Raw genomic sequence first — 12,428 nt, forward strand, 5'->3', positions numbered from 1 at the left:
CTCCGGCGGCCCCCGCCGCTGGTGGACACCGTGGCGCACCGGCACCCCGGGCGGCCCCCGCGCGGGGAGGTCCTGATGGGCTGCCGGGTTTCGGCTCTGGGGGGCGCGGCGGGGGCCCCCCCCCCACTGACGTGTCAGCGGCCGACCGGCCGGAACGCCATCGTCGGGGCCTCGCCCATCACCGACTCGGGCTGGACGTTGCCGCCGCTCGCCCAGAGCCTCGACCGGCCGATCAGCACCGCGTGGTAGAGCTCGACGATGTCGTCCTCGGCCAGCACCCGGCTCTCGTCACGCCGCAGGGTGATCCGCGCGTCGTCATCCATCGACCCGCCCGGCCGGACCCCCGACCCGTTCATGCTGATGTCGGTCACCGTGATCTGGCCACCGCGCAGGGTGAACTGCACGTGCCCACGGCTGATCCATTTCCGGGCGTCGTCGGTGAGCCACTGGCCGAGCATGACTCCCGAGCCGCCCTCCGGCGCCCGGCCGACGACCATGGCCCGGTCCTCGGAGACCACGAACCGCTGCCGGATCACACCGTCGATACGGACCGAGAAGACCTCGGTCGCCGGGCGCGGGCCGACGTCCTTGAGCCGGTCACCGTGCCGTGGACAGGTCGGCGCACCGGCCCGCAGAGTCGGCGGCGGCTGTGAGACGGGGCTCGTGTAGGTCCGCATGTCCGCGAACGGGCTGTCCGACTCGCCGCCGTCGCCGTAGCTGTTGCAGCTCAGCGACGGGCAGCGCCACACCCGGGCGAGCAGGCGCTCACCCAGCGGCGAGCGCGGCACCGGCGGCGTCGCCTCGCCCCGGCCGACCCGGGCGACCAGGGTCGGGCCGCCCTGCGCCGACACCAGGGCCAGCAACCGGCCCGGCTCGGACACCCACGGGCGGCTGGCCCGGAACCGGTCCTCCCGGTCACGGGTGAGCACCGGCAGCCCGAGCATCTCGGCCACCTCCAGCACCCGGTCCTCGACCTGGGGCACGACCTCGACCTTGCCGTCGTCGGCCCAGCGGCGGACCACCATCCGCTCGTTCGAGGTGAGGTCGGTGTCGGAGAGCAGGCCACGTGGCGTGACCACGTAAACCGGAACATTCTCCTCGGAGACGTAGCGCCCGAGCGCGTCGACCAACAGCCCGAGACGGACCAGGCTGGCCGGGCGGCCACCGTCGAGATCCGCATAACGGACGACTTCTGCCAGATCCACCACTGCCCGGGCGAGGGCCGGGTCGGTGGTGAGCCGCGCCTCGATGGCGTCGAGGACCTTGCTGACCTCGAATCTCACGAGCCCTCCCCCTGTACGTACGCGTGCGGACTCCTGCGATCCATCATGCCCCTCTCATGATCGCCCAGGAAATCGGCCCGGGATTTGTCGCACCTGCCCGCTATGGTGGGCCCCGTTCATAACATTGACGAGGAGATACACATGAGTTTCCAACGCTTGGCCGCCGCATCGGTGACGATCGCCGCCATCGTCGGGCTCGGTGCGTGCAGCTCCGGGTCCCAGAATTCCGGCTCCACGGGAGCCGCGCCGGTCGCCACGACCACGGCCGCCGCCACTCCGGTCGAGGAGTTCGTCGCCGCGTCGAAGAAGCTCGGCACCGAGACGATGAAGATGAAGATGGTGATGCCCGGCGGCATCGAGGCCACCGGCTCGGCCGACCTGGCGAACAAGAAGCTCGACATGACCATGAAGATGAGCATGGGCACCGAGTCGCTGGACATCGCGGTCCGCCTGGTCGGCGAGACGATGTACATGAAGATGGGTCCCACCGGCGACAAGTGGATGTCGCTCGACGTGTCGAAGCTTCCGAAGGGCAACTCGCTCAACCCGGAGAACCTGGCGAACGCCGAAGCGTTCGCGGCCGCCGCGGTCGACGTGAAACTCGACGGCGACAACTTCAGCGGCACGCTCGACATGACGAAGTCGCCGACCGCCGACCCCGAGTCGCTGAAGGCGCTGGGGGCCAAGGCGACCGCCGTGCCGTTCACCGCCAAGCGTGACAGCGAGGGCCGGCTCACCGAGCTGGTCATCGACATGAGCGGGATGGGCGCCGGCTCCGGCAAGATCACCACGACGTACTACGACTTCGGCACCAAGGTCGACGTCGCGGCCCCGGCTGCCAGCGAGATCACCCCGATGCCCGAGGACATGCTCAAGGCCTTCACCTCCCAGGGCCAGACCGCGGGAGCGTAACGGCGATCCTGGTGGGCCCCTATCGGGCGCGTGCCGTCCACAACGGACGCGGCGCAGGCCGGTTCTCGTCGATCCACGCGTCGATGCGGGCCCACCAGTCGTAAAGCCACTCGGTCCGTTCCTGCTCGCCGGCGGGCACCTCCTCCGGCGGCACGCTCCAGAAACGCATCACCAACCGCTTGTCCATCGGCAGCTCACGCCACACGTCGGCGATGCTCACCATCCGGTCCAGGCCGGTGTGCGCCACGAAGATCACCCCGGCGTCCGGGGCGGCGTCGATCGCGGCGAGCAGGCCGCCCGGTTTCGGCGGCAGCAGGTTACGCAGGTTCTCCGCGCGGACGGCCATGTCGTGCAGGCCGCGGGCTCGCAGCCGGGCGATCGCGCTGATCTTGCGGCGCGGGGTGAAGTTGCCACCCTCCGGGAAGATCACGAAGGCGTCGTTGTCGTCCAGGCCGGTGGCCAGGTCACCGATCTGATCCTCCAGGGTCGCCGTCCCGGTCCGCCCCGGCGAGATGAACCGGTTGGGCAGACGGTTGAGCAGCACGTCGACCGCCGGATCCCACTGCAACGCGGCCTTCAGCACGATCCGCGGCTCCCGGGCGAACCAGTTGACCAGCGCGTGGATCAGGGTGAACGAGTCACCCGGACCGGCGTGCCGGCTCACCACGATCTCCGGCCGACCCGGCTGGGCGGTGTCCGGGTCGGTGCCCACCACGTCGATCTCCAGGTGCAGCGACCAGCGCGCGAACCAGAACAGCACGCCCAGGAACCGGCCGGTCAGCACATAGTGGGCGCGCTGGAACCACGGGCCGCGGATCCGCAGGCCGAAACCGGAGACCACCCAGAGAACCCCGAGCGACACCAGCGCCACCGCGTCCCACACCAGGTAGACGATCACCAGGAAGACCAGCCGCGGCACCCGCAGCCTGCCCGGCACCAGCGGCGAGACCGCGAGCGCCAGGATCAGCCAGATCGGGAGCGTGGTGAGCAGCGCGAACGCCAGCAGCACGACGGCCGGCGCGATCACCAGGCGCCGGACCCAGACCGGAGGCAGCCCCATCACGGCCCCGGCAGCGGGTTCACGTTAGCGGCCAGGTAACGCCGGGAAGCCGTGTAGGCGCGGCTGATCCGGCGGCCCACGGCGGCCATGTCCCGGTACGCCCACGGCGAATCGTCCCGGCCCTCACCACCACCGCTCGGCAGCACGTGCACACGGACGTCGTCCGGCAGGGACGCCATCTCGCGCGCGAACCGGTGCCGGCGGGCGATCTCGAACGCCACCTGCGCCACCTCCCACGGTCGTTTCGGCACGCTGAGCTGCCGCTCCACCCGGCCGACCTGGAGCACGAAGATCAGTTTCGCGCCGATCCGTACCGCCTCGCCGATCGGGATCGAATTCACGATGCCACCGTCCACATAGTGCTCGCCACCGATCTCCATCGGCGGCAGCAGCCCCGGCACCGCTGACGACGCGAGCACCGCGTCGACCAGTGGTCCACTGTCGAACCAGTGCTCGGCGGCCCGCTCGATGCTCGCCGCGCAGCAGTGGAACGGCACCTTCAGATCGGCGAACGTGGCCGCCTCGCCCAGCTCGCTCTCCAGCAGGCGGCGCAGCGGGCGGGGCGAATGCAGGTGGGTACGGGCCGCGAACCGGCGCATCTGGCGGCCGATCGAGTCGCCGTAGACCGCCGCGGCCTCCGGCGACGTCCAGAGCCGGACCAGGCGCTCGGTGACCGGCTCGGACGGGTCGGACGCCACCAGGGCGCCGTTGACCGCGCCGATCGACGTGCCGACCACCAGGTCGGGCCGGAACCCGGCTCGGAACAGCGCCCGCAGCATGCCGACCTCGACCGCGCCGAGGACACCGCCGCCGCCGAGCACGAACGCCACCGGACCGTCGACCATGTGTCCATCCTTGCACGATCTTGGGCCGGTGCCGCAGGTCACGACCTTGCCTTGACGCCGGTGTCAGGGCCTACCGTCGAACTCATGCTGATCGGAGAGCTGGCCGAGCGGGCCGGCACCAGCCCGCGCACGCTGCGCTACTACGAGGAGCACGGGCTGATCCACCCGAGCCGGGACGCCAACGGCTACCGGCAGTACGACGACGGCGAGCTCCGCGTCGTGCACGAGATCCGGGCCCTGCTCGCCGACGGCTTCGGCGTGGACGACATCAAGCCGTTCGTCGCCTGCCTGCGGGCCGGGAACAGCTCCGGTCACGTGTGCCCGGACTCGGCCGCCGTGCTGCGCCGACGGCTGGCCGAGGTGGACGGCTATCTCGATCAGCTGACCGCGGTCCGGCGCCGCTTGCAGACCCAGTTGGAGGAGATCAAATGCCAGATGACGCCCTGATCACGGTGACCGACGCCACCTTCGCCGAGGTGGTGCTGGCCTCGCCCACGCCGGTGCTCGTCGACTTCTGGGCGACGTGGTGCCCGCCGTGCGGCCCGGTGGCCCGGATCCTGGGCGAGCTGGCCGGGGAGTTCGCCGGCCGGATGCTCGTCGCCAAGCTGGACGTGGATGCGAACCCGGCGACCACCATCGCCTACCGGGTGCACTCGATGCCGACGCTGCTGCTCTTCAATGGCGGCGTGGTGACCTCGACGATCGTCGGCGCCCGCCCGAAGACGATGCTGCGGCAGGCCATGACGAACGCCCTCAGCCCGTACGTGAACTCCTGAAGATCTAGTCCAGCTCGGGCATCGCCACCGGCTGTGGCCGGGGATGGCACGCGCCGCACTGCACCGCGTCCTCGACCACCAGTGCCTCGGCCCGGTCCCGCCGCACCGACCTGGTCACCTCCAGGATGTACGGCCCGAACCGTGCGTGCTCGGCGCAGACGCCACGCCCGCAGAACCGGCACGTCGCGCGTGCCCCCTCGGCACAGAACCAGCAGAGCATGGGCGGCCACTCCTCGTTTCTCGTCGGCGTGGCCGCCCGCTGTCACTCAGTGGACGGATCCGCCGATTGCTCCGGAATGCTCGGGGACGGGGACGGAGGGTCGACAGAGGGCGACGGCGACGCGCTCGGCGAGTTGGCTGACGGTGACGCCGCCTTCGAAGGACTCGTGCTGACCGACGGCGACGGCGTCCGGCTACGGCTCGGACGGATGCTCGGCGTCGTGCTCGTCGAGGCGCCGGTGGTCGGCTCGCTCGAGGTCTCGGTGGCCGGGGCGGACGATTCCACGTTAGTCGGAGACACCGACGGATCCACAGAGGGCGGAAGAGTGGATTCCTCGGTCGACTCCTCAGTCGGCTCCTCGGTCGGCGCGGTCTCGGTCGGCGGCTTGACCGGCACACCGTCACCGCAGTTCAGCTCCTTGCCGTCGGCCGGGCTCCCGGCCCCGCCGACGGTGACCGCGCCGGACGAGACGGCGACCGCGCCGGGGTCGACCGAATACCAGGCCCGGCCGCTGCTGACGACGTCGCCCTGCCCCCGGAGCACGGTCAGGCCGAGCGGCGCGAACGCCCCGCTCGGGCTGCTCGTGTCGGCCAGCAGCCGCCCGTTCTCCAGGGCCAGGTTCGCCGACGGGGTGGACGTACGCCCGTGCTCGACTCCGACACCGTTGACCGCGACCCGCGAGTTGCCGCAGAGCACCACGGCCGCGCCGCCGGGGAAGGTCAGCAGGGCGACGCCCTTGCCGGGCACCTCGATCTTCGAGCCGGACTTCAAATAGCGCTCCTCGCCGACCTGGAGCGAGAACGCGGTGGCGCCCGCGTTCGCGGTGACGGCGCCGCGCTGGACGCTCAGCAGGACCCGTTCGGCGGGCATCTCGGCCCAGGCCGGGCCACTGCGCACGTTGATCAGCAGGCTGGCGAGCGCGAACACCAGCAGCATGCTGACGAAGCCCCACATCCGGCGTTCGAAGTGCCGGTCCACGTCGTACTGCTCGTCGGCGTCCGGCGGGCCGGGCGGAACCGCGAGCGGCGGGTGCGCGGCGCCGGGGCGGGCGACCGCCGGGGTGCTCGGGCGCAGCGCCGGCATCGGGACGCCGGGGCCGTACGAGCCGATCAGCGGAGGCAGGTCGGAGGCGTCCGGGATGACCCAGAGCCGCACCGGGGTGCGGGCCTGCGCCACCATGCCGGGGCTGCCGTCGCCGACCGGGCCGACCAGGGTGCCGCGGCGCAGCTCGACGCCGTCCGGCATGGCGATCACACCCGACTCGACGACCACGGCGTGGGTGGGGCCGGGCAGGATCACCGGCGCGCCCGGGTCCAGGTCGACCGGGTGTGCGGCGGCGATCAGCGCGAGCCGCTGGTCGTCCTCCAGCGCGGCCAGCGCCGGGGTGTCGGCGAACAGCGCCTCGCCCTCGGCCCGCTCCTGCGGCGGCGGGCCGGGCATCGGCCCGACCACCGTCGTCACCGTCGAGACGGGAATGGCCAGCAGGGTGACGCCGGCGGTGTGCCAGTCGAGCTGGGCGCTGCGCCCGGTGAGCGCGGTGGCCAGGCCGACCACCCCACCGGGGCCGACGTGGTGGCGGATGGTGCCGCCCGGGTCGCCGGGGCGGCGGCCGTGCAGCGCGCCCTCGACCACCACGTGCACCGCGCTGTGCGTCTCTCCGGCGAGTACCAGCTGCCGGCCGGTCGGCGGGCGCATCCAGCGGGCGCGGGCGGCCAGCGCCTGCAGCGACGGCTCGGGCAGGCCGCCCAGCTCGGAGGCGCGCAGAGCGGCGACCCGGCGGGGCAGGTCGGCTTCCCGGTCGCGTTCGGCGGCCCGCTGCCGCATCCGGCGGAACGCCCGCGCCAGCCGGCCGAGCAGGAACCACATCGGCGGGGCGACCACCCCGAGGACGATCACGATCAGCAGCAGACGGGACCCGATGCCCTCGTACCAGAGGCCGACGGTCAGGCCGTGGATCCGGTCGGTCCACAGGCGGTAGCCCAGCCCGGCCGCGCTGACCAGCCAGAGCAGGCCCAGCACGCCGTAGAGGGCGACCAGGCGGCCCTCCCGGTCCAGCCGCCGCCACCGGGGGCCACGGCGGCGCAGGCGGCCGGACAGCCAGGACAGGCCGCGGGCCCGTACGTCCGGGATCTCCAGCCAGTCCATCAGCAGGTACTTGCCGTCCAGCGGCAGCAGCGGGCTCAGGTTGAAGAAGGTGTGCAGGTAGAAGAGGAAGGCCAGCTTGAAGGCGAGCCCGGCGAAGGCCGGCACCAGGAAGCCGGTGACCTGGAGCAGACCGGCGAGGCCGAGCGCGGTGGCCGGCCCGGCGGCGGTGACCGCGATCCGGGCCCGGCGACCGGCCATCCAGACGTCGCTGGTGTCGACGAAGACCGAGGGGATGCCGAAGTGCAGCATCAGCCCGGCGGCCGGCACCTCACGCCCGACCCGTTTCGCCGCGAGCGCGTGGCCGAACTCGTGCACCCCCAGCACCAGCATGTTCAGCAGCACGAGCGAGACGGCGCCGAGCAGGTACGAGTCACCGACCAGGAAGAGCGACTCGCCGCCCTGCTGCCAGGCGCCCGCGAACAGGACCAGGCCGGCCGCCGACAGCAGCGCGCCGATCCAGACCGCGACCCGGGTGAACAGGAACCGCCCCACGGTCCGGTAGAGCGTGGTGACCAGCCCGTCGACGGGCACGGACAGCACCACACGGCCACGGCCGGCCGCGGCCAGCGGCTCGTTGCGCAGCTCACGCAGCGGGCGGAAGGCGTCCATCGGGAGCTCTTCGAGCATCCGGTTGGCGGCCAGGTCGGCGACCACCCGGCGGACCTGGTCGGGGGCGAGACGGCCGGCGATCCGGGCGAACTCGGCGACCAGCCGGGCGACCGTGCTGTCGCCGTCCATCATCAGCGCGAGCTGGTACTCCTCCGGGGTGAGCCGCAGGTACGAGCTGCGCCCGCCGTCCTCGGGTGAGCGGAGCATCACATACCGGCCGCCACGGACCGCGGTCCGGTGCCGGACCTCGATGCCCGATCGCAGGACCGGGCGGGCGCTGGCCGGGTTCAGCCGGTCGGCGACGGTGTGCCAGAGCCCGGTGTCAGCCGGTCCCGACGGGACTCCCGGAGCCCGTCCGGCCAGGGCTTCCCAGACGTTCGTCCGGGTCTCGACATACGTCAACTGAGGGGGCCTTTCACTCCGCCGTGGCGAACACCGCGCGACCGCACCGACGGACGATGGCTTCGCCGATGGCGAATGGAGATTAGGCGCTTGCCTGCGTGAACGCGAGTCCTGCGCGCTAAATCCGTCCCCTTCCCCCGAAAGGTCCGGAATCCCGGGCACACATGATCACGGCGGGTGACGCGCCCACCCCCGGGCACGTCACCCGCCGTAGCGGAAGGGAAATGTCTACTCGGACTCCTGGAGCGTGACGGTCACCGTCTGCTCCGCGCCGTTACGGGTGAAGGTGAGGGTCATCTGCTGGCCGACGGCGCCCGCCTGAACGGCTGCCACCAGGTCGTCCGAGTCGCCGATCGCCTTTCCGTCGACCTTGGTGACGACGTCGCCCCGCTGGAGCTTGGCCTTGGCGGCGGCGCTGTTCTCGACCACCGCGCTGACGGCCGCCCCACCGTTCTCCGCGTTGGTGACGCTCACGCCGAGGGCCGGGTGGCTGACCTTCTTGCCCTGCATCAGGGAGTCGGCGACCTGCTTGGCCTTGTTGCTCGGGATCGCGAAGCCCAGACCGATGTTGCCGGTGTTGGAGCCGGAGGTGGCGATCGCCGAGTTGATGCCGATCACCTCGCCGTTGGTGTTGACCAGCGCGCCGCCGGAGTTACCCGGGTTGATCGGGGCGTCGGTCTGCAACAGGCCGGTCATCGTGGTCGGCGCCGTCTGCTGCTGCTGGCTGCTGCCCCAGGGGGTCTGCTGCTGCTCCTGCTCGCTGGAGGACTGGATGCTGCGGTCCTTGGCGCTGATGATGCCGGCAGTGACCGAGCCCTCCAGGCCGAGCGGGCTGCCGAGGGCGAGCACGGTGTCGCCGACCTCGATCTTGGAGCTGTCACCGAAGGTGGCAGCCTTGAGGCCGGACACGTTCTCCGCCTTGATCACGGCGAGGTCGGTGCGCTCGTCGGTGCCGACGATGGTGGCGGAGGTCTTGGTGCCGTCCGCGAAGATCACCGTGACGGTCGAGCCCTGCGCGGTCGAGACGACGTGGTTGTTGGTGACGATGTAGCCGTCGGCGGTCAGCACCACGCCGGAGCCCTCGCCGGAGCCGGTGGTGATCGAGACGACGTTGTCCTGCACGGCGGCCGCGATCTGGGCCAGCGACGAACGGTCCACGACCCGGGTGACCGAGGAGTTGCCGGTCTGCACGGTTGCGGGGGTGTTGTCGGAGTCCATGGCCACCGCGGTGGCGGCGCCGATCCCGCCCGAGACGAGCGCGATGAGCAGGGCCGCGGCGCCGGCCAGGAAGACCTTGCGCCCGCGGCCGGGTGGCCGCCCGGAGCCGTCGGCGCCGGGCACCGGGGTCCAGCCGGGTGGGACGTTGCCGCCGCCGGCCGCCTGCGCCGCGGCGGCCGCGTGCCAGGCCTGATACGCCGCCTGCTGCTGCGAGTAGTCCGGATACTCCCCGCCGGTGGCCTGCTGCCCGTAGCCGGCCTGCGGGGCCTGGTAGGCGTAGTGCGGGTGGCTGTAGGGGACACCGCTGGCGGGCTGACCGGTGACCGGCTGAGCGGTGACCGGCTGGGCCGACACCGGGTGTGCGGCAGCGGGCTGGGCCGACACCGGGTGGGTGGTCGACTGCTGCTGCCAGGGCGACTGCTGCGCCCAGGGGGTCTGCTGCGTGGGTGCCGCGGACTGGGGAGCACCCGACTGCGGGGCAACCGGCGGCTGCGCAAGCGTCGGCTGCTCAGACTCCACCCGCTCCGCGCTGGTGTTGTCAGCGGCGGCGTCCGCGGGCCGCGGGTTGGTCTCGTTCTCGTTCATGCGACTAACTCTGCCCCGTCGGACTCGTACCGAACTGTGTTACTCCTGGACGTTTTCTGTGAACCCTTTATCCGGATTTATGGTAGGCAAAGACACTCGGAAGGTCGCGCCCTGCCCCGCCTCCGAGATCACCTGGACGGAACCTTCGTGCGCCCGCACGATGGCCGCCACGATCGCCAGCCCCAGACCGGTGCCGGTGGCCTCCCGCTCGGTGTTCCGGGTCCGCGCCTCGTCCACCCGGTAGAACCGCTCGAAGACCCGCCGGGTCTGCGCCTCGCTCAGGCCGGGGCCGCCATCCGACACCTCGACCACCGCGACGTTCCCCTCACCGGCGTACAGCCGCAGGGTCACCGGCGCGTCGGGCGGGGTGTGCACCAGCGCGTTCGTCATCAGGTTGCCGACCACCTGGCGCAGGCGGGCGTCGTCGCCGTACGCCACCAGCCGCTCCGCCGAGTCGCGGACCTCCAGCTCGATGGTCCGCTCCGGGGCGGTCGCCTGGGCCGCCTCCACCGCGTCCATGGCGAGCACCGGCAGCTCCACCGGCGCCAGGGTGAGCGGGCGTTCCCGGTCGAGGCGGGCCAGCAGCAGCAGATCCTCGACGAGCAGCCCCATCCGGGCCGCCTCGTCCTCGATCCGGCGCACCAGGGAGGCCACCTGCTCCGGGTCGGAGACCGCGCCCTGCCGGTACAGCTCGGCGAAACCGCGGATGGTGGTGAGTGGAGTGCGCAGCTCATGCGAGGCGTCCGCGACGAACTGCCGCATCTTCCCCTCGGACTGAAGTGCCCGCGACTCGGACGCCAGCGCCCGGGCCTCGGACTGTTGGGCCGCGTCGGCCGCGAACCGGGCCGCCTGCTCGGAGTCGGCCCGCGCCCGGAAGGCCGCCTCGATCTGGGCGAGCATCGCGTTCAGCGCCTCGGAGAGCCGGCCCAGTTCGGTGGTCGGATGGCCACCGGACTCCTCCGGATCGGGCACTCGCCGGGTCAGGTCGCCGGCCGCGATGGCCGCCGCCGTCCGCTCCACCTGACGCAACGGGATCAGGCTCTGCCGGACCAGCGCCGCGCCGACGGTGGCCAGGGTGATCAGGACGCCGACCCCGACCAGCACGTCCACCAGGACGAGCCGGGCGATCACGTCGTCGACGCCCTTCATCCGCTGACCGATGTGCATGACCAGGCCGTTGGGCAGAACGACGACGAGCATCCGCCACATGTACTTGCTGTTCTCGCCCTTGTCCGTGTAGGCCCGGTCGGCCTGCCTGGTGATGGCGTCCACACCCGCCAGCAGCGGCGGGGCATCACCCGCGTCGACGCCGGCGCCGCGGTCACCGGCGAAGAAGACCCCACCGACCGTGGTGAAGGCGACGAGATAGTCCGGCGGCACGTAGACGTCGATCTTGCCGTGCGTCTCGGACCGCTCCGCGGCGTCCTCGGCCATGGCCCACAGCTGGGAGTCCATCCGGGACACCATGTACTCGCTCAGGAAATACGTGCTGGCCGCACTGATCAGAGTGAGCGCGGCCAGCACCAGCACCAGCACCGACGCGACCAGCTTGGTCTGCAGCGAGATCCGGCGCAGCCCGGCATTGCGCGGCATCCGCTCGCGGACACGCTCGGTCAGTGTCACCGCCGGGCCTAGACGGCTGGCTTGCGGAGCACGTAGCCCACGCCGCGCAGGGTGTGGATCAGCCGCGGCTGCACGTTGTCGACCTTGCGGCGGAGGTAGGAGATGTAGGACTCGACGATGTTGTCGTCACCACGGAAGTCGTACTTCCACACGTGGTCCAGGATCTGCGCCTTGGAGAGCACCCGGTTGGCGTTGAGCATCAGGTAACGCAGCAGCTTGAACTCGGTCGGCGAGAGCTGCACGCGGGAGCCCGCCCGGTAGACCTCGTGGGTCTCCTCATCCAGCTCGAGGTCGGCGAAGACCAGCCGGGAGGGCTGCTCGTCACCGGCGTTGGTGCGGCGCAGCACCGCCCGGATCCGGGCGGTGAGCTCCTCCAGGCTGAACGGCTTGGTCACGTAGTCGTCGCCGCCCAGGGTCAGGCCGCGGATCTTGTCGTCGGTGCCGTCGCGGGCGGTGAGGAAGACCACAGGCGTGCGCTGCCCGCCCTCCCGCATCAACCGGATCACCTCGAAGCCGTCCAGGTCGGGCAGCATGACGTCGAGGACGACCAGGTCAGGGGTGGAGTTGCGGGCGGCGCTGACCGCCGCGCTGCCGCTCATCGCGGTGGTCACCTCGAACCCGGCGAAACGCAGGCTTGCGGAGAGGAGCTCGAGAATGTTCGCATCGTCCTCGACGACGAGCAGCTTCGCTTCGCTCTGCTTGGGCTGGGTCTGGGTGGCCATGGCGCCATTCTCGTCCGGCCCGCTGCAC

11 protein-coding genes are annotated in these 12,428 nt (G+C 71.6%); 3 read left to right on the forward strand and 8 right to left on the reverse strand.

All coding sequences use genetic code 11. The annotated features are described in order from the left end of the window. Positions 1 to 134: 134 nt before the first annotated feature. The gene (locus AB0E94_RS40400) at positions 135 to 1,283 is read right to left on the reverse strand and encodes an FHA domain-containing protein (RefSeq protein ID WP_360337511.1); all 1,149 of its coding nucleotides are present in this window, start codon (positions 1,281 to 1,283) and stop codon (positions 135 to 137) included. A 141-nt stretch (positions 1,284 to 1,424) separates the two neighbouring features. Here AB0E94_RS40400 and AB0E94_RS40405 point away from each other — a divergent pair, with 141 nt between their 5' ends. Then, positions 1,425 to 2,195, forward strand: coding sequence for a hypothetical protein (locus AB0E94_RS40405; protein WP_360337514.1), 771 nt, complete (start codon positions 1,425 to 1,427; stop codon positions 2,193 to 2,195). Between the two features lie 19 nt (positions 2,196 to 2,214). On the opposite strand, the gene AB0E94_RS40410 is transcribed toward AB0E94_RS40405, so the two are convergent. Together AB0E94_RS40410 and AB0E94_RS40415 are read right to left on the reverse strand one after the other, a co-directional pair. After that, positions 2,215 to 3,255 carry a 1-acyl-sn-glycerol-3-phosphate acyltransferase gene (locus tag AB0E94_RS40410; protein ID WP_360337517.1) on the reverse strand — a complete coding sequence of 347 codons (1,041 nt, stop codon included), beginning with the start codon at positions 3,253 to 3,255 and terminating at the stop codon, positions 2,215 to 2,217. Next, positions 3,255 to 4,100, reverse strand: coding sequence for a patatin-like phospholipase family protein (locus tag AB0E94_RS40415; RefSeq protein WP_360337520.1), 846 nt, complete (start codon positions 4,098 to 4,100; stop codon positions 3,255 to 3,257). Before AB0E94_RS40415 ends, AB0E94_RS40410 begins: the two co-directional genes overlap by 1 nt. Positions 4,101 to 4,184: 84 nt before the next feature. Here AB0E94_RS40415 and AB0E94_RS40420 point away from each other — a divergent pair, with 84 nt between their 5' ends. Beyond that, on the forward strand, positions 4,185 to 4,547 hold the full coding sequence (locus AB0E94_RS40420; RefSeq protein ID WP_360337522.1) for a MerR family transcriptional regulator: 363 nt from the start codon (positions 4,185 to 4,187) through the stop codon (positions 4,545 to 4,547). After that, entirely contained in the window at positions 4,529 to 4,876 is a 348-nt protein-coding gene (locus tag AB0E94_RS40425; protein ID WP_360337525.1) for a thioredoxin domain-containing protein, read from the forward strand. Before AB0E94_RS40420 ends, AB0E94_RS40425 begins: the two co-directional genes overlap by 19 nt. A gap of 4 nt (positions 4,877 to 4,880) precedes the next feature. Here the strand turns inward: AB0E94_RS40425 and AB0E94_RS40430 are convergent, their stop codons facing one another. From AB0E94_RS40430 to AB0E94_RS40450, 5 genes are all read right to left on the reverse strand, one after another. Next, entirely contained in the window at positions 4,881 to 5,096 is a 216-nt protein-coding gene (locus tag AB0E94_RS40430; protein WP_317790307.1) for a hypothetical protein, read from the reverse strand. Positions 5,097 to 5,138: 42 nt separating this feature from the next. Next, a complete protein-coding gene (locus AB0E94_RS40435) occupies positions 5,139 to 8,252 on the reverse strand; it encodes a cyclic nucleotide-binding protein (protein WP_360337528.1) in 3,114 nt (1,037 codons plus the stop codon). 228 nt (positions 8,253 to 8,480) lie between these two features. Next, entirely contained in the window at positions 8,481 to 10,055 is a 1,575-nt protein-coding gene (locus AB0E94_RS40440) for a trypsin-like peptidase domain-containing protein (protein ID WP_360337531.1), read from the reverse strand. Between the two features lie 39 nt (positions 10,056 to 10,094). Continuing rightward, positions 10,095 to 11,648, reverse strand: coding sequence for an ATP-binding protein (locus AB0E94_RS40445; protein ID WP_360337656.1), 1,554 nt, complete (start codon positions 11,646 to 11,648; stop codon positions 10,095 to 10,097). Positions 11,649 to 11,686: 38 nt separating this feature from the next. Further along, entirely contained in the window at positions 11,687 to 12,400 is a 714-nt protein-coding gene (locus AB0E94_RS40450; RefSeq protein ID WP_093619114.1) for a response regulator transcription factor, read from the reverse strand. Between the last annotated feature and the right edge of the window lie 28 nt (positions 12,401 to 12,428).

The sequence above is a fragment of the Actinoplanes sp. NPDC026670 genome, assembly GCF_040638175.1.
Lineage (GTDB): Bacteria > Actinomycetota > Actinomycetes > Mycobacteriales > Micromonosporaceae > Actinoplanes.

Excerpts from the sequence above, each read along its gene's own strand:
- AB0E94_RS40430 (WP_317790307.1), bottom strand. The coding sequence starts at position 5,096 with ATGCTCTGCTGGTTCTGTGCCGAGGGGGCACGCGCGACGTGCCGGTTC.
- AB0E94_RS40415 (WP_360337520.1), bottom strand. The coding sequence starts at position 4,100 with ATGGTCGACGGTCCGGTGGCGTTCGTGCTCGGCGGCGGCGGTGTCCTC.
- AB0E94_RS40440 (WP_360337531.1), bottom strand. The coding sequence starts at position 10,055 with ATGAACGAGAACGAGACCAACCCGCGGCCCGCGGACGCCGCCGCTGAC.
- AB0E94_RS40420 (WP_360337522.1), top strand. The coding sequence starts at position 4,185 with ATGCTGATCGGAGAGCTGGCCGAGCGGGCCGGCACCAGCCCGCGCACG.
- AB0E94_RS40410 (WP_360337517.1), bottom strand. The coding sequence starts at position 3,255 with ATGGGGCTGCCTCCGGTCTGGGTCCGGCGCCTGGTGATCGCGCCGGCC.
- AB0E94_RS40425 (WP_360337525.1), top strand. The coding sequence starts at position 4,529 with ATGCCAGATGACGCCCTGATCACGGTGACCGACGCCACCTTCGCCGAG.
- AB0E94_RS40450 (WP_093619114.1), bottom strand. The coding sequence starts at position 12,400 with ATGGCCACCCAGACCCAGCCCAAGCAGAGCGAAGCGAAGCTGCTCGTC.
- AB0E94_RS40405 (WP_360337514.1), top strand. The coding sequence starts at position 1,425 with ATGAGTTTCCAACGCTTGGCCGCCGCATCGGTGACGATCGCCGCCATC.
- AB0E94_RS40445 (WP_360337656.1), bottom strand. The coding sequence starts at position 11,648 with ATGCCGCGCAATGCCGGGCTGCGCCGGATCTCGCTGCAGACCAAGCTG.